Annotated in this window: 24 protein-coding genes, 2 pseudogenes and 1 riboswitch; of the genes and pseudogenes, 8 read left to right on the forward strand and 18 right to left on the reverse strand. The window is 70.4% G+C overall.

All coding sequences use genetic code 11. The annotated features are described in order from the left end of the window. Positions 1-8 precede the first annotated feature (8 nt). The 4 genes and pseudogenes from ligA to WBG99_RS09760 form a co-directional block, all read right to left on the reverse strand. Positions 9-2,222: an NAD-dependent DNA ligase LigA gene (gene ligA, locus WBG99_RS09745; RefSeq protein ID WP_338895944.1), complete on the reverse strand. Its 2,214-nt coding sequence runs from the start codon at positions 2,220-2,222 to the stop codon at positions 9-11. A gap of 15 nt (positions 2,223-2,237) precedes the next feature. After that, a complete protein-coding gene (locus WBG99_RS09750) occupies positions 2,238-3,263 on the reverse strand; it encodes a methionine synthase (protein WP_338895945.1) in 1,026 nt (341 codons plus the stop codon). Positions 3,264-3,321: 58 nt separating this feature from the next. Beyond that, a pseudogene (locus WBG99_RS09755) lies at positions 3,322-4,010 on the reverse strand (SDR family oxidoreductase). A gap of 139 nt (positions 4,011-4,149) precedes the next feature. Beyond that, positions 4,150-5,028, reverse strand: coding sequence for a class I SAM-dependent methyltransferase (locus WBG99_RS09760; protein WP_338895946.1), 879 nt, complete (start codon positions 5,026-5,028; stop codon positions 4,150-4,152). Between the two features lie 303 nt (positions 5,029-5,331). On the opposite strand from WBG99_RS09760, the gene WBG99_RS09765 reads away from it, so the two are divergent. Continuing rightward, positions 5,332-5,523, forward strand: coding sequence for a toxin-antitoxin system HicB family antitoxin (locus WBG99_RS09765; RefSeq protein ID WP_338895947.1), 192 nt, complete (start codon positions 5,332-5,334; stop codon positions 5,521-5,523). Further along, the gene (locus WBG99_RS09770; protein WP_338895948.1) at positions 5,489-5,815 is read left to right on the forward strand and encodes a type II toxin-antitoxin system PemK/MazF family toxin; all 327 of its coding nucleotides are present in this window, start codon (positions 5,489-5,491) and stop codon (positions 5,813-5,815) included. The genes WBG99_RS09765 and WBG99_RS09770 overlap by 35 nt, the downstream gene beginning before the upstream one ends. 148 nt (positions 5,816-5,963) lie before the next feature. Here the strand turns inward: WBG99_RS09770 and mnmA are convergent, their stop codons facing one another. Further along, a complete protein-coding gene (gene mnmA / locus WBG99_RS09775) occupies positions 5,964-7,094 on the reverse strand; it encodes a tRNA 2-thiouridine(34) synthase MnmA (RefSeq protein ID WP_338895949.1) in 1,131 nt (376 codons plus the stop codon). A gap of 60 nt (positions 7,095-7,154) precedes the next feature. Between mnmA and WBG99_RS09780 the strand changes: the two genes are divergently transcribed. After that, positions 7,155-7,859 carry a peptidoglycan recognition family protein gene (locus WBG99_RS09780; RefSeq protein ID WP_338895950.1) on the forward strand — a complete coding sequence of 235 codons (705 nt, stop codon included), beginning with the start codon at positions 7,155-7,157 and terminating at the stop codon, positions 7,857-7,859. 6 nt (positions 7,860-7,865) lie between these two features. Here the strand turns inward: WBG99_RS09780 and WBG99_RS09785 are convergent. The 3 genes and pseudogenes from WBG99_RS09785 to WBG99_RS09795 form a co-directional block, all read right to left on the reverse strand. Further along, positions 7,866-9,034: pseudogene (locus WBG99_RS09785) on the reverse strand (cysteine desulfurase family protein). 274 nt (positions 9,035-9,308) lie between these two features. Next, positions 9,309-9,590: a DUF4190 domain-containing protein gene (locus WBG99_RS09790; protein ID WP_338895951.1), complete on the reverse strand. Its 282-nt coding sequence runs from the start codon at positions 9,588-9,590 to the stop codon at positions 9,309-9,311. A 34-nt stretch (positions 9,591-9,624) separates the two neighbouring features. Then, positions 9,625-9,789 carry a hypothetical protein gene (locus WBG99_RS09795; RefSeq protein ID WP_338895952.1) on the reverse strand — a complete coding sequence of 55 codons (165 nt, stop codon included), beginning with the start codon at positions 9,787-9,789 and terminating at the stop codon, positions 9,625-9,627. 132 nt (positions 9,790-9,921) lie between these two features. On the opposite strand from WBG99_RS09795, the gene WBG99_RS09800 reads away from it, so the two are divergent. Further along, entirely contained in the window at positions 9,922-10,548 is a 627-nt protein-coding gene (locus WBG99_RS09800) for a TetR family transcriptional regulator (RefSeq protein ID WP_338895953.1), read from the forward strand. A gap of 107 nt (positions 10,549-10,655) precedes the next feature. On the opposite strand, the gene WBG99_RS09805 is transcribed toward WBG99_RS09800, so the two are convergent. The 10 genes from WBG99_RS09805 to WBG99_RS09850 all read right to left on the reverse strand — a co-directional run bounded on the left by WBG99_RS09805 (position 10,656) and on the right by WBG99_RS09850 (position 21,151). After that, on the reverse strand, positions 10,656-11,510 hold the full coding sequence (locus WBG99_RS09805; protein ID WP_338895954.1) for a thioesterase family protein: 855 nt from the start codon (positions 11,508-11,510) through the stop codon (positions 10,656-10,658). A gap of 63 nt (positions 11,511-11,573) precedes the next feature. Next, entirely contained in the window at positions 11,574-12,233 is a 660-nt protein-coding gene (locus WBG99_RS09810) for a trimeric intracellular cation channel family protein (protein WP_338895955.1), read from the reverse strand. A 179-nt stretch (positions 12,234-12,412) separates the two neighbouring features. Then, the gene (locus WBG99_RS09815) at positions 12,413-13,564 is read right to left on the reverse strand and encodes an oligopeptide/dipeptide ABC transporter ATP-binding protein (protein WP_338895956.1); all 1,152 of its coding nucleotides are present in this window, start codon (positions 13,562-13,564) and stop codon (positions 12,413-12,415) included. Further along, on the reverse strand, positions 13,561-14,565 hold the full coding sequence (locus WBG99_RS09820) for an ABC transporter ATP-binding protein (RefSeq protein ID WP_338895957.1): 1,005 nt from the start codon (positions 14,563-14,565) through the stop codon (positions 13,561-13,563). The genes WBG99_RS09815 and WBG99_RS09820 overlap by 4 nt, the downstream gene beginning before the upstream one ends. A gap of 6 nt (positions 14,566-14,571) precedes the next feature. After that, positions 14,572-15,528 carry an ABC transporter permease gene (locus WBG99_RS09825; RefSeq protein WP_338895958.1) on the reverse strand — a complete coding sequence of 319 codons (957 nt, stop codon included), beginning with the start codon at positions 15,526-15,528 and terminating at the stop codon, positions 14,572-14,574. 1 nt (position 15,529) lies between these two features. Beyond that, positions 15,530-16,534: an ABC transporter permease gene (locus tag WBG99_RS09830; protein WP_338895959.1), complete on the reverse strand. Its 1,005-nt coding sequence runs from the start codon at positions 16,532-16,534 to the stop codon at positions 15,530-15,532. A gap of 99 nt (positions 16,535-16,633) precedes the next feature. After that, complete coding sequence (locus WBG99_RS09835; RefSeq protein ID WP_338895960.1) at positions 16,634-18,301, reverse strand: ABC transporter substrate-binding protein; 1,668 nt, start codon at positions 18,299-18,301, stop codon at positions 16,634-16,636. A 248-nt stretch (positions 18,302-18,549) separates the two neighbouring features. Then, positions 18,550-19,377, reverse strand: coding sequence for an enhanced serine sensitivity protein SseB C-terminal domain-containing protein (locus WBG99_RS09840; protein WP_338895961.1), 828 nt, complete (start codon positions 19,375-19,377; stop codon positions 18,550-18,552). A gap of 179 nt (positions 19,378-19,556) precedes the next feature. Then, positions 19,557-20,333 (reverse strand): enhanced serine sensitivity protein SseB, encoded by a 777-nt coding sequence (locus WBG99_RS09845; protein ID WP_338895962.1) that lies wholly within the window; start codon positions 20,331-20,333, stop codon positions 19,557-19,559. A gap of 143 nt (positions 20,334-20,476) precedes the next feature. Beyond that, on the reverse strand, positions 20,477-21,151 hold the full coding sequence (locus WBG99_RS09850) for an AAA family ATPase (RefSeq protein ID WP_338900276.1): 675 nt from the start codon (positions 21,149-21,151) through the stop codon (positions 20,477-20,479). A 211-nt stretch (positions 21,152-21,362) separates the two neighbouring features. Continuing rightward, positions 21,363-21,461, forward strand: a riboswitch (glycine riboswitch). A 161-nt stretch (positions 21,462-21,622) separates the two neighbouring features. Here WBG99_RS09850 and gcvT point away from each other — a divergent pair. The 4 genes from gcvT (at position 21,623) to WBG99_RS09870 (ending at position 26,041) form a co-directional block, all read left to right on the forward strand. Beyond that, on the forward strand, positions 21,623-22,750 hold the full coding sequence (gcvT, locus tag WBG99_RS09855) for a glycine cleavage system aminomethyltransferase GcvT (protein WP_338895963.1): 1,128 nt from the start codon (positions 21,623-21,625) through the stop codon (positions 22,748-22,750). A 133-nt stretch (positions 22,751-22,883) separates the two neighbouring features. Beyond that, positions 22,884-23,261: a glycine cleavage system protein GcvH gene (gcvH, locus tag WBG99_RS09860; protein WP_338895964.1), complete on the forward strand. Its 378-nt coding sequence runs from the start codon at positions 22,884-22,886 to the stop codon at positions 23,259-23,261. An 18-nt stretch (positions 23,262-23,279) separates the two neighbouring features. Then, positions 23,280-24,545 (forward strand): serine hydroxymethyltransferase, encoded by a 1,266-nt coding sequence (gene glyA, locus WBG99_RS09865; RefSeq protein ID WP_338895965.1) that lies wholly within the window; start codon positions 23,280-23,282, stop codon positions 24,543-24,545. A 128-nt stretch (positions 24,546-24,673) separates the two neighbouring features. Further along, a complete protein-coding gene (locus WBG99_RS09870) occupies positions 24,674-26,041 on the forward strand; it encodes an L-serine ammonia-lyase (RefSeq protein WP_338895966.1) in 1,368 nt (455 codons plus the stop codon). Positions 26,042-26,068: the final 27 nt, after the last annotated feature.

Genomic DNA, 26,068 nt, shown 5'->3' on the forward strand with positions numbered 1-26,068 from the left:
TTCAACCCCTACTCCACGGCCGGAAGCGCGACTTCCGCCGCCGCGTCCGGCCCTTGTTCGAGCAGAACGGCGAAGCCGTCCTCGTTCAGGACGGGGACCTTGAGCTGCATCGCCTTGTCGAACTTCGAACCCGGGTTCTCACCGACCACGACGAACGAGGTCTTCTTCGACACCGAGCCGGTCACCTTGGCGCCCCGGCTCTGCAGCGCCTCCTTGGCCCCGTCACGCGTGTGGTGTTCGAGGGTTCCGGTCACGACGACCGTCAGCCCTTCGAGCGGCCTGGGTGTCTCGTCCTCGTCGGAGCCCTCTTCCTCCATGCGGACACCGGCGGCCTTCCACTTGCGGATGATCTCGCGGTGCCATTCCACCGCGAACCACTCTTTGAGGGAGGCGGCGATGACGGGGCCGACACCGTCGGTGTTGGCCAGCTCCACCTCGCTCGCCTGTTCGATACGGCCGATGGAGCGGAACTCGCGGGCCAGCGCTTCGGCCGCGACCGGGCCGACATGACGGATCGACAGGCCGGTGAGGACACGGGCGAGGGGCCGCTGCTTGGCAGCCTCGACGTTCCTGAGCATCGCGACCGCGTTCTTCCTCGGCGCGCCCTCCTGGTTGGCGAAGACGGTGGCGATCTTCTCCTCGCCGGTCTTCGGGTCACGCTTGGGCAGTCCGCTGTCCTGGTCGAGGACGTACGCCTTGATGGGCAGCAGTCGCTCGATGGTGAGGTCGAAGAGGTCGCCCTCGTCCAGGAGCGGCGGCTCGGACGGCTCCAACGGCTTGGTGAGCGCGGCGGCGGCGACGTATCCGAAGTGCTCGATGTCCAGGCACTTGCGGCCGGCGAGATAGAACAGGCGCTCGCGCAACTGGGCCGGACAGGTGCGGGAGTTGGGGCAGCGCAGATCGACGTCGCCCTCCTTGGCCGGGGCGAGCGGCGTACCGCACTCGGGGCATTCGGCCGGCATCACGAACTCGTGCTCGCTGCCGTCGCGCAGATCGACGACCGGGCCGAGGATCTCAGGGATGACCTCACCGGCCTTGCGCAGCACCACCGTGTCGCCGATGAGGACGCCCTTGGCCTTGACCACGTCCTGGTTGTGCAGGGTGGCGAACTCGACCTCCGATCCCGCGACCGTGACCGGCTCGACCTGGGCGTACGGCGTCACCCGGCCCGTACGGCCCACACCCACACGGATGTTGACGAGCTTGGTGTTGACCTCCTCCGGCGCGTACTTGTACGCGATGGCCCAGCGCGGGGCGCGGGAGGTGGAGCCGAGGCGGCCCTGGAGGGGGATCTCGTCGAGCTTGACGACCGCGCCGTCGATCTCGTGCTCCACGGAGTGGCGGTTCTCGCCGTAGTACACGATGAACTCCCTTACGCCGTCGAGGTCGTCGACCACCCTGTTGTGGCGGGCGGTGGGCAGGCCCCAGGACTTGAGGAGGTCGTAGGCCCCGGACAGGCGGGTGAGGCCGTCGAAGCCCTCCAGGGCGCCGATGCCGTGGACGACCATGTGCAGGGGCAGGGTGGCCGTGACCCTGGGGTCCTTCTGGCGCAGCGAACCCGAGGCGGAGTTACGGGGGTTGGCGTACGGCTTCTCACCGGCCGCCACACGGCGCGCGTTGAGGCTCTGGAAGGCCTCCATCGGGAAGTAGACCTCGCCCCGGATCTCGACGAGCCGCGGGACGCGGTCACCCTTCAGCCGGTGCGGAATCTCCGCGATCGTCATGACATTGGGCGTGATGTCCTCGCCGGTCCGTCCGGTGCCCCGGGTGGCGGCGCGGGTGAGCCTGCCGTCCTCGTACGTCAGGTTCACCGCGAGGCCGTCGATCTTGAGCTCGCACAGCAGGTGGTACTCCGACGTACCGACGTCCTTGGCGACGCGGTCGGCCCAGGCGGCGAGCCCCTCGTCGTCGAAGACGTTGTCCAGGGAGAGCATGCGTTCGCGGTGTTCCACCTCGGCGAGGTCGGTCTCGTACTCGACGGCGACCTTCTGGGTCGGTGAATCCGGTGTGCGCAGCTCGGCGTACTGCTCCTCCAGCGCCTCCAGGGTGCGCAGGAGCTCGTCGAACTCCGCGTCGCTGACGACGGGGGCGTCCTTCACGTAGTACCGGAAGCGGTGCTCCTCGATCTGTTCGGCGAGCCGCGCGTGCTTCTCGCGTGCCTCGGCGGGCGCCGCCGCCTCGTCCGGTACCGATGTGGGCTGTGCGTCCTTGTCGCCGGCCACCGTGTTGTCCTCCCGTTACTCTGGGTTGTCCGCGAGAGATCTCGCCGCCTTGACGCACTGGGCGAGCGCCTGGCGCGCGTACGCCGGGGAGACCCCAGCGAGCCCGCACGTCGGCGTGACCGTGACCGCCTCCGCGAGAAGCCCCGGTTGCAGCCCCAGCCTGCGCCACAGCGTCCTGACACCCATGACGCTACCGGCAGGGTCTGACAACGGGCCCTGCGTGGTCGGCACGACGCCGGCGAACAGGTGCGTGCCTCCTTCCACCGCTTCTCCGATCGCGTCGTCGTCGCGCTCGGTGAGCAGCGAGAAGTCGAAGGAGATCCCGGAGGCACCGGCGCGGCGGAGGAGCGCGAAGGGGACGTCGGGGGCGCAGGAGTGCACGACGCCCGCCGACCGGGCGCCCTCCTGGGTGTGGACGCCGAGGACGTCCCTGAGTGTGGCCTCGACGACCTGGCGGTCGACGGCGCGATGGGTGCGGTAGCCGCTCGCGCTCTTCACCTGCCCGCGCAGGACGGCGACGAGGGACGGCTCGTCGAGTTGGAGCACGATCCGGGCGGCGGGTACGCGCCGCTTCACCTCGGCGAGGTGCTGGCGCAGCCCCTCGGTGAGAGAGCCGGCGAGGTCCCGGCAGGCACCGGGGTCGGAGAGGGCCGCCTCGCCGTTCTTCAGTTCCAGCGCGGCGGCGAGTGTCCACGGTCCGACGGCCTGCACCTTCAGCGGGCCCTCGTACCCCTGCGTGAACTCCTCCAGCGCGTCGAGGTCCTCGCCCAGCCACGACCGGGCCCTCTTGGTGTCCCGCCCCGGCCGGTCCCCGACACGCCACCCGCTGGGCTCCACGCGCGCGTACAGCTCCGCCAGCATTCCGGCCGTCCTGCCGATCATGTCGGCGCCGGGGCCTCTGGCGGGCAGTTCGGGCAGATGCGCCATCCCCGTCTCCGGCCACCCGAACGTCCCGGTCACGGTTTTCGCGGTCTCGCGCGCGTCCCCACCGGGCATGGAGCCGACGCCGGTGGCGGGACCGAAGCTGAAGTGTTCACTCACGTGGTGAAGCCTACGTATGTCTGCGCGGGCCGAGTGCTCACGCCTCCCGCGCCCGTCGTCAGCGGCCCGGGCGGACCGTCAGGTCGTTCACTTCCGCGTCGCCGGGCAGATCCAGCGCCATGAGGATCGTGGTCGCCACGGACTCCGGCGAGATCCACCGGGAGGGGTCGTACTCCTTGCCCTCCTGCTGGTGGACCTTGGCCTGCATGGGGCTGGCGGTACGCCCGGGATACACGGTGGTGACCCGCACCCCGTTGCCGTGCTCCTCCCCCGCAGAGAGTCGGCCAGCGCCTTCAGACCGTGCTTGGAGGCGGCGTAGGCGGACCAGTCGGCGTGCGCGTTCAGACCGGCACCGGAGTTGACGAAGACCACGTGCCCCCCGGCGGCCCGGAGCTGGGGCAGGAAGTGACGGGTGAGTTCGGCTGGGGCGATGAGGTTCACGTTCAGCTGGTGGCGCCAGGACTTGGGCGTCAGTTCGCCGACCGGCCCGAGGTCCACCACGCCCGCGATGTGCAGCAACGAGTCCACCTGGTCGGGCAGCGTCTGGTGGGAGAAGGCCCAGGAGAGCCTGTCCGGGTCCGCCAGGTCACCGACCAGCGTCCTCGCCCCCGGGAACCGAGCCGCCAGTTCCTTCGCCCGCCCCGCGTCGCGCGCGTGCAGAACGAGGTCGTCCCCGCGCTCGTGCAGCCGTCGGGCGACGGCCGCGCCGATGCCGGAACCCGCCCCGGTGATCACATGAGTAGCCATGCCGTTCATGCTCGCATCACCCGGGGCCCCGCGCGGGCCCACCCGGGTCCGCCAAAACCGGCCTCAGGCGACGCCCCGGCTCTCCTCCAGGTGAAGGTGGCCGCCGACCGGGTGCGGGAGGCCGGCGGCGGACTGGTCGTCAGGGGGCGCCACCGACATCGGGGGCCGCCTGTCCACCGGCTTCCTTCGGAACGCTCACACGGATCTTCGACTGACGGTGCGGCAGTTCCTCCCAGTCGTCCATGAACCGGGCGGACAGGCCGTGTTTCCGGGCGAGTTCGATCAGGGTCTCGGTCCGGTAGTAGAAGTCCTCGTGGAGCACCTGGTGTTCCGTGCCCTCCGTGCGGCCGAAGGTGAAGTCGAAGAAGCCGCCGGGGGCGAGGACGCGGCCGACGTGCGCGAGGCACTGCTCTATGACGTACGGCGGGGAGTGGGAGAACACGCTGTGCGCGTGGACGACGTCGAAGTGGTCGTCGGGCAGGAAGGAGAAGGAGAGGTCGGCGACGAGTGTCAGATAGGGGAGTTTGGATTGCAGACCCTCTCGCGCGAGGGTGCGCTGGGCCTCCATGAGGATGGCCGGCGAGATGTCGAGCCCGTGGTAGTGCCCGGCGTCCAGATGGTCGATGAACAGCCGCCCGGCCCGCAGGTTCCCGCAGCCGATCTCCAGCATCCGGTGCCGGGGCTCCAGACCGTGCCCCAGGAGGTAGTCGAACTGCATCCGGCCGATGCGTTCCCACTTCGCGACGGACGGGTTGTGCCCCACCGCGGCCTCCGGGCTGCGCGCCGTGTCGGCGGCCATGACGGCCCGGTAGTAGGCGATGTGGTCGCGGTGCTTCAGCCGCAGCCACGTGTCGCGCACCACCCGCCGGGCATGGGCGGGCACGCGCCTGGGATGGCGCAGGGCGTACCGGGCCCGGTGGGTGAGACTGCGGCGGTTCCTGGACTGGTCCTTGGACGGTTTTCCGGACGGCTTCTTGGACGGGTTCTTGGCCTCTCCGGCCGGATCTGCGGCTGCCATGGCGACCTCCTGGGTCTCCCTGCGGCCCCTGCGGCCTGCAGGGGCCTGTGGAGGAACTCACCAGAAGCCTGCGCCGTACACGCGGAGACGGCTACCCGGGAGGGACGATCGTGACCGGAGGGCGGCGTCGGCCCTGGGCGGCGGCACGAGCCCGAGCGGATACACAAGGTCTCCCGGGCCGCCGCGCAGGCAGTGCCACCGGGTGCTGGAGGGCGGCCGAATCCACCTGCTGGATCCGACCCTAGTGACACCACTCTTTGCCACCATACTGCGACACCATGCACTGATTGCTACCGTGACGCCATGTCTGTCATGACGCTCCGGATTCCGGATGAACTCGACTCGTCGATAAGGGCCAGCGCCAAGGCGGCCGGACTCTCGCTCAACGCCTACATCGTGCGCGCGGTCCGACGGCAGTCGGTCCACGACGCCGCGCAGCAGCTCGCGGCGCTCGGTCTCGGTGGCGAGTTGTGCGGAGAGGGCGACATTCTGTGAAACGGGGGACATCTGGACGCTCGACGACGGGCGGAGCGTCCTGATCATTTCGCTCGACGGGCTGGAGGGGGCATACGGCGCGGTGCTCGCGATCATGCTGCATCCCGTCGGCCGGTACCCGGACACCGCGATGTCCGTGGCGATCGAGAATCCGCTTGCCTGCACCGCGGTGGCGGTCAACATCCAGCAGTTGAGGACCACGCACTTCGACGAGGCGAAGCGGCTCGGCTCCGTGGAACCCGCGGTGATGGAGCGGGTGAGCCAGGCGCTTCGCGCGGTCCTCGATCTGTAGACGCGCGTCGCGCTCGCCACCCTGCCACGAAGGCGCCCTCGTCAGGACCGCGCGACGAGGGTGCCTCTCGACCGCAGGCGGCGCCGCGCTGTCCTCACTCACGCAGGGTGAAGGCGGGCGCATTGCAGCACCCGCCTTCATAGCACGCCTAGGTCGGAGCGGTCACCGCGCGTGCGGTGGACGCGATCGTCGCCGACCCCACCACCCGCGTGTCGTCGTACAGCACGATCGCCTGGCCGGGGGCGACGCCGCGGACGGGCTCGGTGAAGCGGACCCGGAGTTCGCCGCCGACCAGCTCCGCCGTCACCTCCGTCTCGCCGCCGTGCGCGCGCAGCTGGGCGGTGTAGGTGCCGGGGCCGGTGGGGGCCGCGCCGCACCAGCGGGGCTTGATCGCGGTCAGGGCGTCGACGTCGAGGGCGGCGGCCGGGCCGACGGTGACCGTGTTGTTCACCGGAGAGATGTCGAGGACGTAGCGCGGCTTGCCGTCGGGGGCGGGGGTGCCGATGCGCAGGCCCTTGCGCTGGCCGATGGTGTAGCCGTACGCGCCCTCGTGCGTGCCCAGCACGTTGCCGGACTCGTCGACGATGTCGCCCTCCGCCTTGCCCAGCCGGTCGGCGAGGAAGCCCTGGGTGTCGCCGTCGGCGATGAAGCAGATGTCGTGGGAGTCGGGCTTCTTGGCGACGGCGAGGCCGCGGCGCTCGGCCTCGGCGCGGATCTCCTCCTTGGTGGTGACGGTGTCACCGAGGGGGAACATGGCGTGGGCGAGCTGCCTGTCGTCGAGCACGCCGAGGACGTACGACTGGTCCTTGGCCATGTCGGAGGCGCGGTGCAGCTCGCGCGTGCCGTCGTCCTTGACGATCACCTGGGCGTAGTGGCCCGTGCAGACGGCGTCGAAGCCCAGGGCGAGGGCCTTGTCGAGCAGGGCCGCGAACTTGATCTTCTCGTTGCAGCGCAGGCAGGGGTTGGGGGTGCGCCCGGCCTCGTACTCGGCGACGAAGTCCTCGACGACGTCCTCGCGGAAGCGCTCGGCGAGATCCCAGACGTAGAAGGGGATGCCGATGACGTCCGCGGCGCGGCGGGCGTCCCGTGAGTCCTCGATCGTGCAGCAGCCGCGCGCGCCCGTGCGGAACGACTGGGGGTTCGCGGACAGCGCCAGGTGGACACCCGTCACGTCGTGCCCGGCTTCCGCCGCGCGGGCGGCGGCCACGGCGGAGTCGACCCCGCCGGACATGGCGGCGAGGACACGGAGGGGGCGGGGGCGCTGCGAGATCTCAGTCATAACCCTTCAAGGGTACGGGGCGCCGGGAACCGGAGCCCGCGCATATCCGTTGACGCTCTCGTGGGCACCAGAGGGGCATCCGGGGACAGCGCTTCCCAGGGCAGGGGCAAGGACGGGGACCGACGCGTGGGACGTCGGGCCCTGCTCATCGGCACGGCTGTGGCCGCCGTCGGCACCGCCGTGGTGGCGCGCGACGAGCTGACGCGCGCGTGGTGGCGGGTGCCCGGCGTCACCAAACCGCGCAAGGAGGGCGAGGTCGACCACACCGGCGCGAGGTGGGTGGCGGCGTCGGAGGCGAACTGGCGGCTCGCGGACCGGCCGGACGACTTCGGCATAGACATGGTGATCATCCATGTCACCCAGGGCAGCTTCGACAGCGCCGTCAGGGTGTTCCAGGACCCGGCGCACGGCGCCGCCTCGCACTACATCGTCCGCAAGGACGGCCACATCACCCAGATGATCCGCGAACTGGACGTGGCGTACCACGCGGGCAACCGCGACTACAACGAACGCAGCGTCGGCATCGAGCACGAGGGCTTCGTCGACCGCCCCGAGGACTTCACCGACGAGATGTACGAGTCCTCCGCCCGCCTCACGGCCCGCGTCTGCGCCCGCTACGACATCCCCCTCGACCGCGACCACATCCTCGGCCACGTCGAGGTCCCGGGCACGGACCACACGGACCCCGGTGACGGCTGGGACTGGGACCGGTACATGAAGCTGGTCCGCGCGGCAGCCGCCGCCCGGACCGCTACGCCCGCCTGAGCTCTCTCAGCTCAGGCCCGCGCTGCGGGCCCGTTCCACCACCGGGCCGATCGTCTTCGCGACCGCCTCGACGTCCGCCTCCGTGGAGGTGTGGCCGAGGGAGAAGCGGAGGGTGCCGCGGGCCAGGTCGGGGTCGGTGCCGGTGGCGAGGAGGACATGGCTGGGCTGGGCGATGCCCGCGGTGCAGGCGGAGCCGGTGGAGCACTCGATACCCTGGGCGTCGAGGAGCAGGAGCAGGGAATCGCCCTCGCAGCCGGGGAAGGTGAAGTGCGCGTTGGCCGGCAGGTGCCCCGCCGCGTTCGGGTCGCCGCCGAGGATCGCGTCCGGGACCGCCGTACGGACCGCCTCGACCAGCGCGTCGCGCAGGGCGCCGATCTCCCGTGCGAACCACGCGCGCCGTTCGGCGGCGAGCCGGCCCGCGACCGCGAAAGAGGCGACGGCCGGGACGTCGAGGGTGCCGGAGCGGACATGGCGTTCCTGACCGCCGCCGTGCAGGACGGGCACGGGGCTGTACTCGCGGCCGAGGAGCAGCGCGCCGATGCCGTACGGGCCGCCGATCTTGTGGCCGGAGACGGTCATCGCGGCGAGGCCGGAGGCGTCGAAGTCGACCCGGACCTGCCCGAAGGCCTGCACCGCGTCGGCGTGCAGCGGGACGTCGAACTCGTTTGCCACGTCGGCGAGTTCACGGACCGGCATGATCGTGCCGATCTCGTTGTTGGCCCACATCACGGTGGCCAGGGCGACGTCGTCGGGGTTGCGCGCGATGGCCTCGCGGAGGGCTTCCGGGTGGACCCGGCCGTAGGTGTCGACCGGGAGGTACTCGACGGTGGCGCCCTCGTGCTCGCCGAGCCAGTGGACGGCGTCGAGGACGGCGTGGTGTTCGACGGGGCTCGCGAGGACCCGGGTGCGTGCCGGGTCGGCGTCGCGGCGGGACCAGTACAGGCCCTTCACGGCGAGGTTGTCGGCCTCGGTGCCGCCGGAGGTGAAGACCACCTCGCCGGGCGGGCCCCGAGGGCCTCACCGAGGGTTTCCCGGGCCTCCTCGACGGTGCGCCGCGCCCGGCGGCCGGATGCGTGCAGCGAGGAGGCGTTGCCGGTGACGCTCAGCCGGGCGGTCAGGGCCTCTGCCGCCTCGGGGAGCATGGGGGTGGTCGCCGCGTGGTCGAGGTAAGCCATGGTGAGCCCGATTCTACGGGCCCGCCGTCCGAGACCTGGGGCCCGGCGGTGGTGGGCGTCGTACGGGGCGGGCACCGGCGTCGGCCGTGCGCCTCGCCGGGGTGTACTGGGGCCTGGGGGCGGGGCACCCGGCGCTGTCGGCCGCGCCCACCCGTTCCGCCCTGCGGAACGACGGCCCACAGCGGTTGGGGCAGCGATGCCCTCCGCGGTTGGCGGCGGCGGGCGGCAGCGCGGCTCGGGACGAGCCGCCCGACGGCCACCCGTCACTCCGGCCTCAGAAGCTCCAGGACACCGTGTTCGTCGTCTCCATCAGGGTGGCCAGGACCACCAGGTCGGCGATGCCGAGGCCGAGGCCCAGGTAGGCGCGACCGGGCCGGGTCGTACCGCGCTTCAGGGAGACGACGGCCAGGGTGATGGCGATGGGGCCCAGGAAGAGGTTGAGGACGAGGAGGCCGAGGAGGCCCAGCACGAAGGAGGCGACGGCCATGCCGTCGGCGTCCCGGCCCCGAGGGCGGCTCCTGGTGGTTCCGGTCTGGCGTGCAGCGGTGAGTTGCATGGTCGGTCCACTCCCAACAGGCTCTCGTGGATGGTCAGTTGGCGCTGCGACCACGGCGGGCGTGGCGCTCGCGGCAGGCGAAGACCGCCAGCCAGACGGCGATGACGGCGGCGAGGACGGACGAGACGGTCAGCGGTACGTGGGCCACGGTGCCCAGGACGACACCCAGCAGCAGAAGTGCGGCGACGAGGAACAACATGACCTGGAGGACCTCTCCTTGGTTCGTCGTGACATTTCGGTGAACGTCTGTGGCTACAGTTGTGTACTGACTTTTGAGTCTAGCGTGTCGACCGGCTTTGCAATTACGGAGAACAGTTGTTAACTGCATGGTATGAGTCACACTCCCGGCATCCGGCAGGTCCAGAAGCAGAGGACCCGGCAGGCACTCTTGGACGCCGCGCTCGGCCTGTTGGAGGAGCAGAGCCTCAGCAGCCTGGGACTTCGTGAGGTCACCCGGGCCGTGGGCGTCGCCCCGACCGCCTTCTACCGGCACTTCCGGTCGACCGCGGACCTCGGTGTGGCGCTCGTCGAGGAGGCGCTGGGCAGTCTGCACGCGGTGCTCGGCGACCTGATGTCGGCGGTGGGCGACAGCGACGAACTGGTCGACCGCGCCGTCGATCTGATCGCCCGCCACGTGGACGCGTACCCCGCTCACGTCCGTTTCATCGCACGCGAGCGACACGGCGGGGTCCAGCCGGTACGGGAGAGCATCCAGGGGCAACTGTCCCGGTTCGCCGAGGAGGTGCGGCACGAGCTGGCCAAGCGGCCCGAGACCGAGGGGTGGTGCGACGACGACCGGCTCATGCTCGCGGGCCTGTACGTCGACCAGATGCTGGCGACCGCTTCACTGTTCCTGCAGGCGCTGGACGAGCCGGAGGAGGAGCGCGGCAGGGTGACCCGGCTGGCGGGCCGCCGTATGCGGCTGATCAGCATCGGCTGCCGCCACTGGCTCGACTGAACCGCCGAACACGCGACAGGGCGCGCCCGTTCGCCGTGGCGCGCCCTCCCCTCACGTCTGCGCCGGTCACGACGCCTACGGCCGGCCGCCAGGCCGGCCGTAGCCCCTCAGTCGGCCAGCCTGACGCGTGCCAGCTGCCGCGACTGCGCGACCAGCCGGTCGGCACTGTCCCAGACCTCGGCGTCCTCCTCCAGGAAACCGCCGGCGAGGTTACGGGTGGTGACGGCGACCCGGAGCGGTCCCGGCGCCGGACGGCACCGGACGTGGACGGTCAGCTCGACCGTCGGGACCCAGCCGGAGATGCCCAGTTCGAAGGCGGTGGGCGGCAGCGCGTCCACCGCGAGTAGCAGGGAGAGGGGGTCGGCGTCCCGGCCGTCGGCCAGCCCGAACCAGGCCCGCATCTCGCCCTTGCCGGAGGGCGCGCCGAGCGCCCAGCCGAGGGTCGCGGGGTCGAGCTTGAGGAACAGCCGGTCGGCGATCGCGGAGCTGCCGGAGACGGGGGTGGGAGCGTCCTGGGGGCCGAAGCACTGGCCGACCGGGGGGATCGCGGGCGGTTTCGCCGTCGTACGGACGTCGTCCGGGAGGGCGCCCAGGTCGCCGTAGGAGGCCAGGACGCGTATCCGCTCGACCTCGCGGCCCTCGTCGTCGTGCTGGAAGAGGGAGGCCTGGCCGGTCGACAGGGTCCGGCCGGTGCGGACGACGTCCGTGCGGACGGTCGCGGGGCCCGGCCGGGAGGCGGTCAGGTAGTGCGCGGAGATCGTGAACGGGTCCTCGTGCGGAAGCGCGTCGGCGAGGGCGCGGCCCAGGACGGCCAGGAGGTAGCCGCCGTTGACGGCGCTGGTGATCGTCCAGCCGGCGGAGAGGTCGATGTCGTATACGCCGGGTTCCCGCAGGGTGACCGCGGTGTCCCGGTCGAACTCACTGGCGCCGATGGTGGCCTGTACGGAAGCTGCTTCGGGCATGGGTGAACCGTACAACAGGCGATTACTAAGCGGTAGCTTTATCTGCTGGGGCGATGTTTCGCCTCAGCTCTCCTCGACCGCCGCCGACCTCCGGTTCCATGCCCGCGGCGCCCGCCAGTGGTACCGCAGCGCCAGCAGTCGCAGCGCGAAGGCCGTGGCGGCGGCGAAGGCCGAGGTGAAGGGGTTCAGGGCCTCCTGGCTGATACACAGGACGATGATCCCGGCGCCGACCATCGCGGGCACGGCGTACAGGTCGCGGTCCCGGCGCAGCAGCGAGGGCACCTCGTTGGCGAGGACGTCGCGCAGCACACCGCCGCCGACGGCCGTGGCGAGGCCGAGGGCGGCGGAGGCGGTCAGGCCGAGGCCGTACTCGTACGCCTTCGTCGTGCCCGCGACACAGAAGAGGCCGAGGCCGGCCGCGTCGAAGACGTTCACCCCGGTCTGGATGCGCTCCACGTGCGGATGGAGGAAGACGACGAGGAGCGCGGCGAGCAGCGGGGTGACGAAGTAGCCGAGGTCGGTGAAGGCGGCCGGCGGTACGGCGCCGATGACCAGGTCCCGGAACAGCCCGCCGCCGAGCGCGGTGACCTCGGCGAGGACGGCGATGCCGAAGACGTCGAAGTTCTTGCGGACGGCCAGCAGCGCGCCGGAGATGGCGAAGACGAAGATGCCGACCAGGTCGAGGACATGCTGGACGGACTGACTGAAGAGTTGCTGGAACACTCGAACATTCTCACCCGAAAACAGGTGTGCGCCTTGCAATACAAGGCGCACACCTGGTGGGCCCTACGTGTCGGAGGAGTCCTCCTCAGGCCTGGGTGACCGAGTGGCCCGCTGACAGCACGGGCCACAAGGAGTGCCGCCCGCGGGGGGACCGGCGGGTCCCGGCAGATCGGACACCGCTATACGGCCTTCTCCGCCTTCTCCGCCTTCTCCTTGTCCACCGCCGCGGACTGCCGCGGCACCTCCACTCCCGCGGAGTCCGCGGACGCCGCGGGCGCCATGCCGTCCGCCACTCCCTCGCGCACCGCCGGCACCACCTCTCCCGTGGTCCGCCGCAGCGTTCCGGCCGCGATCTCGGCGGCGTAGTGGCAGGCCACCCGGTGCCCGCCACCGATGTCGGTGAGTGCGGGCCGGTCGGTCGCGCAGCGGGTGTCCTGCACCCACGGGCAACGGGTGTGGAAGCGGCACCCGGTCGGCGGATCGGCCGGCGACGGCAGGTCGCCGATGAGCAGGATGCGCTCGCGCCGGTCCTCGACCTCCGGGTCGGGTACCGGCACCGCCGACATCAGGGCCCTGGTGTACGGGTGTCGTGGCTGCGCGTACAGGGCGTCGCTCGGCGCCTCCTCCACCAGGGCGCCGAGGTACATCACGCCGATCACGTCGGAGATGTGGCGGACCACGGCCAGGTCGTGGGCGATCACCAGATAGGTCAGGCCCAGTTCCTCCTGGAGTTCCTCCAGGAGGTTGATCACCTGCGCCTGGATGGACACGTCCAGTGCCGAGACGGGCTCGTCGCAGATGATCACGTCTGGTTCCAGGACCAGGGCGCGGGCGATGCCGATGCGCTGGCGCTGACCGCCGGAGAACTCGTGCGGGTAGCGGGACAGGGCGTTGGTCGGGAGCCCGACCCTGGAGAGGATCTCCTTGATCTTCTCCCGGCGCTCCTCCTGGGTGGCGCCGATGCCGTGGGCGAGCATGCCCTCCGAGAGGATCGACTCGATGTTCTGCCGGGGGTTGAGGGATCCCAGCGGGTCCTGGAAGACCATCTGGAGACGGCGCCGGAAGCGGCGCATCTCCTCGTCGGGCAGCTTGGCCAGATCGGTGCCGTCCAGCACCACCTCGCCCTCGGTGATGTCCACCAGCCGCAGCACGGCCCGCCCGAGGGTGGTCTTCCCACAGCCCGACTCGCCGACCAGACCGTAGGTCTGGCCCGCCTCGACCTTGAGCGAGACGCCGTCGACCGCGTGGACGTGGCCGACCGTGCGGTCGAAGAGGATGCCTTTCCTGACGGGGAAATGGACCTTCACTCCGTCCAGTTCGAGCAGGCTCATGCGGGGACCTCCTCGGCCCGGACGTCTTCGAGTACGGGGTGGACACAACGCACCTGGTGACCGGCCGTGCGAGGTTCGGTGAGCGGGGGCGTGCCGGTCAGGCAGTCCAGTTCGTAGCGGTCGCAGCGGGGGGCGAAGGCGCAGCCGTCGACCCAGTCGATCCGGTCGTTGATGGAGCCCCGGACGGGGGTGAGCGGTTCGCCGCGCGGCGCGTCCAGGCGCGGGATGGAGCCCAGCAGCCCGTGCGCGTAGGGGTGGGTGGGGTGGGCGAACAGTTCACGACGTCCGGCGGACTCCACGGCCTTGCCCGCGTACAGGACGTTGACCTGGTCGCAGAGTCCGGCCACCACGCCCAGGTCGTGGGTGATCATCAGCAGGGCCGTGCCCTCCTGGTCCACCAGTTCCTTGAGCAGTTCCAGGATCTGCGCCTGGATCGTCACGTCGAGGGCCGTGGTGGGCTCGTCGGCGATCAGCAGGCTAGGCGCGCAGGCCACGGCCATGGCGATCAGCGCACGCTGCCGCATTCCGCCGGACAGTTGGTGCGGGTACTCCCTGAGCCGCCGGTCGGGGTCGGGGATGCCGACCCGGTCGAGGAGGTGGGCCGCCTCCTTGCGGGCGGCCTCGCCCTTGAGTCCCCGGTGGCGCTGGAGTATCTCGGTGACCTGGACGCCGATGGGAACGACCGGGTTGAGGGAGGACAGCGGGTCCTGGAAGATCATGGCGATGCTGCTGCCGCGCAGATCGCGCAGCGCCTTGCGGCTCATGGTGAGCAGGTCGGCTCCGTCGAAGTCGGCGCGGCCGCCGACCTGGACGCCTTTGCGCGGCAGCAGCCCCATCAGTGCCAGGGAGGTGACGGACTTGCCGCAGCCGGACTCGCCGACCAGTCCCACGACCTGGCCCCGGTCGACGGAGAACGAGACGCCGTCGACCGCCCGGGACTCCTTGCGGCCGTGCTCGCCGCCGAAAGTGACGGTCAGTTCGTCGACTGTGAGAAGTGGCATGGTGGTTCAGCCTCGCAGCTTCGGGTCGAGGGCTTCCCGCATGGCCTCGCCGAGCAGGGTGAAGCCGAGGGCGGTGATGATGATGCCGACGGCCGGATAGACCGCCATCATCGGCGCGTTGTCGAAGAAGCGCTGCGCCTGGGACAGCATGACGCCCCACTCGGGGATCGCCGGGTCGGGGTTGCCGAGACCCAGGTAGGACAGGGCCGCGGCCTCGATGATCGCGGTGGCGAGGGACAGCGTCGCCTGCACGATCACCGGGCTGAGCGAGTTGGGCATGATCTGGGTGAGGACGATGCGCCTTCTGCGGACGCCGAGGGCGCGGGCGGCCAGGACGTAGTCGGTTCCGCCCTGGACGAGCATGGAGCCGCGCAGCAGCCGGGCGAAGATCGGCACCTGGACGACACCCACGGCGATCATCACGGTGGTCAGGGACTGGCCCAGCACGGCGGCGATGGACACGGCGAGCAGCAGCGAGGGCAGCGCCAGCATCATGTCGGTGACGCGCATGATGAACGAGTCCAGACGCTTGCCCGCCTCGCCGCCCAGCGTGGCCGCGGCGCCCGAGAGGCCGCCGACCAGGAAGCCGACGACGAGCCCGATGAAGGTCGCCACGACGCCTACGAGCAGCGTCTGCCGGGCGCCGACCAGCATCCGCGAGAACATGTCCCGGCCCAGGTGGTCGAGGCCGAGCCAGTTCCCACCGCGCGGCCCGACGAACTGGCCCTGGTTGACGAGGACTTCTCCGCGCCAGGTCAGTGCCGTCGGCGAATGGGGGGCGACCCAGGGGCCGATGACGGCGAGGAGCACGAAGGCGGCGATGATGCCGGCCCCGATGATCGCCATCTTGCTGGCCTTCAGCCGGCGGAAGGCCTCCCGCCACAGACTGGCGCCGGTCGTGGTCTCGTGCTGGGCGGTGAGCTCCGCGAGGCGCTGGATCTTCTCTGTCTTGGTGGTGCTCACGTCAGTGCACCCGCACTCTCGGGTCGATGAGGCTGTACGCCACGTCCACCAGCAGGTTGATCAGGACGTACGCGATCGCGATGAACATGATGAAGCCGACGAGCACCGGGTAGTCGCGGCCGTCGATCGCGGTCCGGATGAAGGAGCCGATGCCGCCGAAGGAGAAGACGGACTCGGTGAGCACCGCTCCGGACAGCAGCGAACCGGTGAGCAGGCCGACCGCGGTGACGACCGGCAGCATGGCGTTGCGCAGCACGTGCCGCCCACGCACCGTACGACGCCTGAGACCCTTGGACTCGGCCGTGCGGACGTAGTCCTCGCCCACCACCTCCAGGACGCTGGCGCGGGTCATGCGCACGATGACGGCGAGGGGGATGGAGGCCAGTGTGACGGCGGGCAGCACCAGATGGGAGATCGCGTCCCAGGAGGCGTCGAGCTCTCCGGTGAGGACGCCGTCCAGGACGGCGAAGCCGGTCACGCCGGTGGCGTCGATACCGGTGGACTGGCGGCCGTAGGTGGGGAAGAGGCCCAGTTCGACGGCGAAGATCCCCTTGAGGATGAGCGCGAGGAAGAAGACCGGGATGCAGATGCCGACGAGCGAACCCGAGACCGCGGTGACGTCCAGCCAGCCGCCCCGCTTGCGGGCGGCGAAGTAGCCGAGCGGAACACCGACCGCCACGGCGATGAGCATCGCGGCGACGGACAGTTCGACGGTGGCGGGGAAGCGCAGTGTGAACTCCTCCCACACCGGCTGTCCGGTCTGCACGGAGGTGCCCAGGTCGAGTTCGGCGATCCGCTTCAGGAAGCGCCAGTACTGGATGTGGAGGGGCTGGTCGAGCCCCAACGCACGGTTGATGCGTACCACTTCGGCCTCGGTGGCCCTCTCCCCCAGGATCGCTGAGGCGGGTCCGCCGGGCAGCCGGTTCAGCCAGAGGAACAGCAGAACCGACAGGCCGAGCAGGGTGGGAATGAGTTGGAGCAGTCTCCGTACGACGAGACGCAGCACCCCGCATGCCCCTTTCTTACGTGTGTGACCTCACAAACGGGTCCGCCCGGCCGCCGAGTTGCAGCAGCCGGGCGAACCCGTGCGATGCCTGTCCGATACCTACTTGAAGGAGACTTCCGCGAAGTTCTCCTGCGTCAGCGGGGAGACGTTCGGCGGGTTGACGTCCTTGGCGAACGCGATGGACGGCGGCGAGGAGGAGAGCGGGACACCCGGCAGGTAGTCCATGATGACCTCGTTGGCCTTCTTGTACGCCGCGGTGCGCTCGTCGGCGCTGCCCAGCTCCGAGCCGGCGTTCACCGCGTCGAAGAGCTCCTGGTTCTTGAAGCCCCACTGCTCGCCGTACTTGGCGAACCAGGTGCCGATGAAGTTGTAGCCGTCGTTGAAGTCACCGGTCCAGCCCAGCATGTGCAGGGCGCAGGAGCCGGACTCGGTGGCGTCCAGGTAGTCCGGGGCCCACTTCATGGCCTTCGGGGTGACCTTGACGCCGGCCTTCTCCAGGTCGGCCTTCATCAGCTCGAACAGGTCCTGCGGGGCGGGCATGTAGGGGCGGGTGACCTCGGTCGGGTAGCAGAACTCGATCTCCAGACCGCTCTCACCGGCGTCCTTGAGGAGTTCCCTGGCCTTGGCGGTGTCGTAGTCGTACGTCGTCACGTCGTCCGAGTAGCCGGCGACGGTGTCCGGCATGAACTGTGTGGCCACCTTGCCGCCCTCGGGCAGCTGGGTCTTGACCAGGTTCTCGCGGTCGATGGCGTGCGCGATGGCCTGGCGGACCTCCTTCTTCTTCAGCGCCGCGTTCTTCTCCTGGGTCATGCCGAGGTAGAAGAGGTTGAAGACGCCACGGACCGGGACCTGGAAGCCCTCGCCCTCCAGCGTCTTCACGTCGGCGGGCGCCACCAGGTCGTAGCCGTCGATGTCACCGGCCTGGAGCGCCTGGCGGCGGCCCTCCTCGGTGTCGATCGTACGGATGACCAGGTTCTTCACCTTGGCCTTGTCGCCCCAGTAGTCGTCGAAGCGCTCAAGGGAGACCTCCTTGTTGCCCTTGTTCCACTTCGTGATCTCGTACGGGCCGGTACCGGCGACCGTGCCGGCCTCCTGGCTGTACTTGGGGTACGTGATGGCGTCGCCCTTGGCGGTCGCCTCCTGCTTCTCGTACTCCGCGATGGCCTTCGGCGAGTGGATGGCGAGGGCCTGCAGGGAGAAGCCGCCCGGCAGGTTCGCGGAGGGCTCCTTGACCTCGATGACGGCGGTGTTCTCGTCCTTCGCGGTGCAGGACTCGTAGTTCGCCTCGGGCGTCTCCTCGTCCTCGTTCTTCGCGAAGCCGCCCATGATGGTCTGCCAGTAGTAGGAGACCGCGCTCGACTGGTAGGTGCCCGTCCAGTTGAACCAGTGGTCGTAGTTGGCGCATACGGCCTCGGCGTTGAACGTCTCGCCGTCGTGGAACTTCACGTTCTTGCGGAGGTTGAAGGTCCAGACCGTGCCCGCGTCGTTGCTCTCCCAGCTCTCGGCGAGGCCTCCGACGAGCTTGCTGCCGCCCGACTCGTGTTCGAGCAGCGCCTCGAATGCCTGGCGGGTGACCCGGAAGGTCTCGCCGTCGCTCGCGAGTGCCGGGTCCAGCGAGCCCGGGTCGCCGGGGGCACCGAACACGAACGTGTCCTTGCCGCCGTTCTCGTCTTCCTGGTCTCGCTCACTGGCACAGCCGGTGGCGATCAGACTGACCGCCACCGCGGCCGTGATCGCCCTGGCGGCACGGGATCTGAGTATGCGCATGGGGAGGCCACTCCGGGTTCCTCTGTGGGGAATGCACTGTTGACCGCGAGAACACTACAGACGCGATCGGCAACCTAGAACAGTCCGCATAGCGGTGATACATACCTGAGATCTGGACACTCGAAAAATCGGAAGCTTCCACCACATCAAGGATGCGTGCGGTTAACCCGCCTGATACAGATGAGAGTTCGCAGGCCGAAGGGCTGTGCCGCGGTTCAGTACACCTGCTCCGAGGACTGTACAGCGGTTCAGTACGCGCGGGGGGCGGCGGCTCCGGGCTGGTGACCGGGGGCCGGAGGGTAGCCGTAGCCGCCGACCGGGGCGGCGCCGACGGCGCCGTGGGCCTCGCGGTCGTAGAAGGGGCGGGCGGCGGCGCGCAGCCACATCGCGATCGGGTCGTACTCGTCGGACATGGCCACGGTGGAGACCGGCAGTCCGTCCGGAACGGCGCCGATGGACTGCTGCATCATCGCGCGCACCGAGTCGACGGCGGGCGGCGAGGTGTCGTACACGTCCAGGCCGATGGCCAGGTAGGGCGCGCCGAGCGCGGGCTGCACCCAGGCGCGGCGCAGCGAGCGCACGGCGGGGGTGCGGTGGGCGTTCTGCGTCAACAGGGCGTAGAACTGCGGGATCTCGATGGCCGGCTCGGACAGCCGCAGCGGGCCCGCGGGCTGCCGCTCCAGGCCCGTGGCGATCCGGCGCAGGTCGAGCCAGGGGACGCCGACGCCGCCGCCCGGCGCGTGCGGGTTCAGCCAGAGGCCGTAGTGGTCGGGGTAGAGGGTGCGGGCCACGTCCAGGCCGTCGACCACCTCGTAACTGCGGTTCCAGCCACTGGCGGAGAGCTCCTGGGCGGAGGTCACGCATGGGGCGTAGTTGAACCCGTCGACCTCCATGTTCCCGTACTGCGCGTCCGGCGAGCCGGCCTGGCCGTGCCAGAGCAGCATCCAGATCTGGCCGGAGGACGGGGTGGCGAGGGCACGCAGCAGCGCCTCGTAGGCGTCGTAACGCCCGGGCGTCACCTGGCGCAGCATGTGCTCGACCTGCCCGGTGGCGATGCCGCTGCCGCTCGCGCTCACGTTGGCCGCCCTTCGGTGTTGGACCCTGGTTATAGGAACCAGCTTAGGTGGTGTGCGGGTTGAGCCGGTCAGGGCTCGGGGTTGTGGTGCGTTGCCGGCCGCGGGCTCGTTGTGGCTGGTCGCGCCCACGCGGCGGAGCCACATGCCGATACGGCCCGCGCCCCTTCGGGGCTCGCTGGTCAGTAGCCCTGCTGGTAGAAGGGCCGTACCTTTTCGCGGAGCCAGTCGCCGACCGGGTCCTGGGCGACGTCGAGGAAGACCGTGTTGACCGGCCAGGGCACGGGTGCCTTGGTGAGGGCTCGGCCGAGGGCGGCCAGGATCAGGGTGCGGTCGGCCTCCCAGGAGACCGGTTCGACACCGATGAACAGCACGGGGTCGGCGGTCTCGACGGCGGCGAGGCAGCGGCGGGCGGAGAGGACGGCTCCGGCTCCGGCGAACTCGGCGGAGGCCGCCGCGAGGAAGTCCACCGGGTCGTCCTGCCAGTCGGGCTCGAACAGCCGTACCCGGGCGCCGCTCGCCGATCCGTCCAGCGGGGTCCGCCCGGCCCGGCACAGTTCGGCCACGGCGGGCGGCGGCAGCGGGATGCCCACGACACCGTCCGGGTTCAGCACGAGGCCGACCTGCGGGGGCAGGCCGCGCGCGAACTCGGCGGCCGGCGCGACCGTGAACGACATGTGGTCGCCGGCGACCTGGCGGAACTGCTCCTCGGAGCTGAAGACCGGCACATACGCCTGACCGCCGATGTCCATCGTGGGCAGATCGAGCTGACCGCTCTGCGGGCCGCCGCCCTCCGGCAGCGGCACCCACACGAAGCCGCGGGCCAGCACCTCCACGATCCGCGGCCCGGCGGAGGGCACCCCGAGGGACGCGGACAGCACCTCCTCCAGCTCGTTGCCGGGCCACCCGCCGTGCCCATGGGGGTGCGCCTGTGCCGGAAAGTCCGCCGGGAAGTCCATCTGCTGCCTACCGCTTTGCTCCGTGATGCTGTTGTCCCTGCACCTTAACGCCACCGGCTCCCCCGCGGGGCGCCCGGAACCGCGCGATCAGCCACGACGGGCCCGCGGCCGGCACCACAGAAGGGGCGCCGGGCTCTGGCCCTTCACCCCGCGAACTCGATCCGCTTCAGGACATCCGCCGCGGCCCGGTCGATCAGCACCGCCGAACCGCACCCCGGCGGAAGCCTGCCCTTCTCCACCGCCCGCAGCAACCGCGTCATGGCACCCCGATGGCGGGCGAACGCATAGCGCGACACGCCCCGCCCCCGCTCGCGCTGACCGTCCCGGGCCTGGTCGGCGGTGACATCGAGCAACAGCAGGTGCAGGGTGCCGCCCCGCCTCCCGGCCTCGCGCGCGAGCCAGCCCCGCACCCACGCCTGCGTCCCACAGTCGTGGACGACGATCCCCTGCCCGGAGCGCAGCGCCCGCCGCAGCCCCGCGTAGTGGGCGAGGCGCACGAAGGGCCGGTAGACCGCGTACGGCAGAGAGCCGGCGAAGCGCGCGTCGAAGCGGTCGCGGGTGTCCTGGGAGTCGATCCGGACGCCCGGTACCGCGCGCCGCATCAGCGTCGACTTCCCGCTGCCGGGCAGGCCCGTGACCACCACGAGGTCGTCCGGTCCGAAGGACAGCCCGTGGGGACTGCGCCCGGCACGCTCCCTGAGGTCGCGGACGACCGCCTTCGGGAAGGGGCCGCACGCCTCACCGGCCGGTGCGACGGGCGGCTCGGGCAGGGCGATGCCCGAGGTCGTCGCGTACGCCGTGGTCCTGTTCACCGTGATCGTCCTCCCCAGGGGATGGATGTCCCATCCCCACAGACTGTAAAGAGAAGGCAATGCCCGGTCCCTCCTGGTTCAGTCCCCGTCTTGCCACAAGAGTGCTACGGACCGCTGTGTCTCCCCCGTGGGGATTGTCCCCCACCTGTGAGAGATCCCCCTGCCGTGCCACGACGATGCGTGCGATGATGTGCGCGCCAACTGCATACCGGCCGCTTGAATCCGCGCGGGAGAGCTCCCAGCAGTCGTTCGCTGGGGCGCCGAAGGAGCAAGTCCCTCCCTTGAATCTCTCAGGCCCCGATACCGCGCGGGCGAGGCACATCTGAAAAGCGGGCCGCATCCCTCTTCCGCAGGGGGCGGCTCCACCCAAGGTGCAAGTCACGACCCCCCTCGCGCGCGGTCGTGGTGAACCTCTCAGGTTCCGATGACAGATGGGGAGGAACTGTCCTCGCCTGTCATGCCCTGGGAGCGGAACCGATGAGCAGTAGCCCCACCGCCGGATCGCGCCATACGGCGCTCGACGCCCTGCATCGCGCGCTCGGCGCGACGATGACCGACTTCGCGGGCTGGGACATGCCGCTGCGCTACGGCTCCGAGCGCGACGAGCACAACGCCGTACGCACGCAGGCCGGCCTCTTCGACCTCTCCCACATGGGCGAGATCACCGTCACCGGCCCGCAGGCCGCCGCCCTGCTGGACCACGCCCTCGTCGGCGACATCGGCGGCGTGAAGGCCGGCCGGGCCCGCTACACCATGATCTGCCGCGAGGACGGCGGCATCCTCGACGACCTGATCGTCTACCGGCCGGCGGCCACGGAGTACATGGTCGTCGCGAACGCCTCCAACGCCCAGGTGGTGCTGGACGCGCTGGTCGAGCGCTCCGCCGGGTTCGACGCCGAAGTGCGGGACGACCGGGACGCGTACGCGCTCCTCGCCGTCCAGGGCCCCGAGTCCGCCGGCATCCTGGCGTCCCTCACCGACGCCGACCTCGACGGTCTGAAGTACTACGCGGGCCTGCCCGGCACGGTCGCCAAGGTGCCCGCGCTGATCGCGCGCACCGGCTACACCGGCGAGGACGGCTTCGAACTGTTCGTGAAGCCGGAGCACGCCGTCGAGCTGTGGCAGGCGCTGACCGAGGCGGGCGAGGGCGTCGGCCTGGTGCCCTGCGGGCTGTCCTGCCGGGACACGCTGCGTCTGGAGGCGGGCATGCCGCTGTACGGGCACGAGCTGTCCACCGAGCTGACGCCCTTCGACGCCGGGCTCGGGCGGGTCGTGAAGTTCGGGAAGGAGGGCGACTTCGTCGGGCGTACGGCGCTCGCCGAGGCCGCCGCCAGGGCCGAGACCCACCCGCCGCGTGTCCTCGTCGGGCTGGTCGCCGAGGGCCGCCGGGTGCCGCGCGCCGGATACCCGGTCGTCGCCGACGGCAGGGTGATCGGCGAGGTCACCTCCGGCGCCCCCTCCCCGACGCTGGGCAGGCCGATCGCCATGGCGTACGTCGACGCCACGCACTCCGCGCCCGGCACCGCGGGCGTGGGCGTGGACATCCGGGGCAGCCACGAACCGTACGAGGTCGTGGCGCTGCCGTTCTACAAGCGGCAGAAGTGACACCGTCGTAGCGTTCAAAAGCGGCACCCGTGCGGACCCCGAGCGTGACACCGGGCACATCCGCCCTGCTCAACAGCGGTTTCAGCAGTCCCCCACTCATCACCACTCCCTCGCGTACAGGAGAATTCAGGCCATGAGCAACCCCCAGCAACTGCGCTACAGCAAGGAGCACGAGTGGCTGTCGGTCGCCGAGGACGGCGTCTCGACGGTCGGCATCACGGAGTTCGCGGCGAACGCGCTCGGCGATGTCGTCTACGCCCAGCTCCCCGAGGTGGGCTCCACGGTGACCGCGGGCGAGACCTGCGGCGAGCTGGAGTCCACCAAGTCGGTCAGCGACCTGTACTCGCCGGTCACCGGTGAGATCACCGAGATCAACGAGGACGTGGTCGGCGACCCGTCGCTGGTGAACACCGCCCCGTTCGAGGGTGGCTGGCTGTTCAAGGTGCGCGTCGCGGAGGAGCCGGACGATCTGCTCTCCGCCGACGAGTACGTCGCCCACACCGCCGGCTGAGAAGACGAGGTCGCACGCATGTCGCTTCTGAACACGCCCCTGCACGAGCTGGACCCGGAGGTCGCCGCCGCCGTCGACGCCGAGCTGCACCGCCAGCAGTCCACCCTGGAGATGATCGCCTCGGAGAACTTCGCTCCGCTCGCGGTCATGGAGGCCCAGGGCTCGGTCCTCACCAACAAGTACGCCGAGGGCTACCCCGGCCGCCGCTACTACGGCGGCTGCGAACACGTCGACGTGACCGAACAGATCGCGATCGACCGGCTCAAGGACCTGTTCGGCGCCGAGTACGCCAACGTCCAGCCCCACTCCGGCGCCTCCGCCAACCAGGCCGCCCTGTTCGCACTCGCCCAGCCCGGCGACACCATCCTCGGCCTGGACCTCGCCCACGGCGGACACCTCACCCACGGCATGCGGCTCAACTTCTCCGGCAAACAGTTCCACGTCGTCGCCTACCACGTGGACACCACCACCGGCCTCATCGACATGGCCGAGCTGGAGCGACTGGCGAAGGAGCACCGCCCGAAGGTGATCATCGCGGGCTGGTCGGCATACCCCCGGCAGCTGGACTTCGCCGCCTTCCGCCGCGTCGCCGACGAGGTCGGGGCCCACCTGTGGGTCGACATGGCGCACTTCGCCGGTCTCGTCGCCGCCGGACTGCACCCCAACCCGGTCCAGTACGCGGACGTGGTCACCTCCACCACCCACAAGACACTCGGCGGCCCGCGCGGCGGCATCATCCTCGCCAAGAAGGACTTCGCGAAGAAGCTCAACTCCTCCGTCTTCCCCGGCTTCCAGGGCGGCCCCCTGGAACACGTGATCGCCGCCAAAGCGGTCTCCTTCAAGGTCGCGGCCTCACAGGAGTTCAAGGAACGCCAGCACCGTACGGTCGAAGGCGCACGGATCCTCGCCGAACGCCTGACGGCCGCCGACGCCCGCGAAGCCGGCGTCAACGTCCTGTCCGGCGGCACGGACGTCCACCTCATCCTGGTCGACCTGCGCGACAGCGAACTGGACGGCCAACAGGCCGAGGACCGCCTCCACGAGGTCGGCATCACCGTCAACCGCAACGCCGTCCCCGACGACCCCCGCCCGCCGATGGTCACCTCCGGCCTGCGCATCGGCACACCCGCCCTCGCCACCCGCGGCTTCACCACCGAGGACTTCACCGAGGTCGCGGACGTCATCGCCGAGACCCTGAAGCCCTCCTACGACACCGAGGCACTCAGGGCCCGGGTCAAGGCCCTCGCCGACAAACACCCGCTGTACCCGGGGCTGGGCAAGTAGCTCCGGATTCACGGGCGCGTAGGTCCGTACGTACGCAGTCCCGCTTTCTTCCGGGGCGCCGCGCACACTGGGGAGTCAGCGCGGCGCCCCGGCCTCCGCACAGCCCTCCCCCGTTCTGAGGAGTCACCGTGGCCATCTCGGTCTTCGACCTGTTCTCGATCGGCATCGGCCCGTCCAGCTCCCACACGGTCGGCCCGATGCGCGCGGCCCGGATGTTCGCCCGTCGGCTGCGCAACGAGGAGGTGCTCACGAGCGTCGCGTCGGTACGCGCCGAGCTGTACGGCTCCCTCGGCGCCACCGGCCACGGCCACGGCACCCCCAAGGCCGTACTTCTGGGACTGGAGGGCGCCTCGCCGCGCACGGTGGACGTCGAGTCGGCCGACCATCGGGTGGACACGATCCGGGAGTCGGGCCGTATCCGCCTCCTCGGCGACCACGAGATCCCCTTCGACTTCGACGAGGACCTGGTCCTGCACCGCCGCGAGACGCTCCCGTACCACGCCAACGGCATGACGGTCCGGGCGTACGACGCCTCGGGTGCGGAGCTGCTGTCGAAGACGTACTACTCCGTCGGCGGCGGCTTCGTGGTCGACGAGGACGCGGTCGGCGCGGACCGCGTCACACTCGACGACACGGCCCTCAAGTACTCCTTCCGCACCGGCGACGAGCTGCTGCGCCTGACCAAGGAGACGGGTCTGTCGATCTCCGCGCTGATGCTGGAGAACGAGCGGGCCTGGCGCACGGAGGAGGAGATCCGTTCCGGGCTCCTCGACATCTGGCGCGTCATGCAGGCCTGCGTCTCGCGCGGCATGTCCCGCGAGGGCATCCTGCCGGGCGGCCTGCGCGTACGCCGCCGGGCGGCCGTCTCGGCCCGTCAGCTCAGGGCGGAGGGGGAGCCGTTGGCCCGCTCCATGGAGTGGATCACGCTCTACGCGATGGCCGTGAACGAGGAGAACGCGGCGGGCGGCCGTGTCGTGACGGCCCCCACCAACGGCGCGGCCGGCATCATCCCGGCCGTCCTGCACTACTACATCAACTTCGTCCCCGGCGCGGACGAGGACGGCGTCGTACGGTTCATGTTGGCCGCCGGGGCCATCGGCATGCTCTTCAAGGAGAACGCCTCCATCTCCGGCGCCGAGGTCGGCTGCCAGGGCGAGGTCGGCTCCGCCTGCTCCATGGCCGCGGGAGCCCTGGCGGAGGTCCTGGGCGGCAGCCCCGAACAGGTCGAGAACGCCGCCGAGATCGGCATGGAACACAACCTGGGCCTGACCTGCGACCCCGTCGGAGGCCTCGTCCAGATCCCCTGCATCGAACGCAACGGCATGGCCGCGGTGAAAGCCGTCACGGCGGCCAGGATGGCCCTGCGCGGCGACGGCTCCCACAAGGTGTCCCTCGACAAGGTCATCAAGACGATGAAGGAGACCGGCGCGGACATGAGCGTGAAGTACAAGGAGACGGCCCGGGGCGGGCTGGCGGTGAACATCATCGAGTGCTAGGAAATGGGCCCTGACCGGAGCATGCGT

The organism is Streptomyces sp. TG1A-60 (genome assembly GCF_037201975.1).
GTDB lineage: Bacteria > Actinomycetota > Actinomycetes > Streptomycetales > Streptomycetaceae > Streptomyces.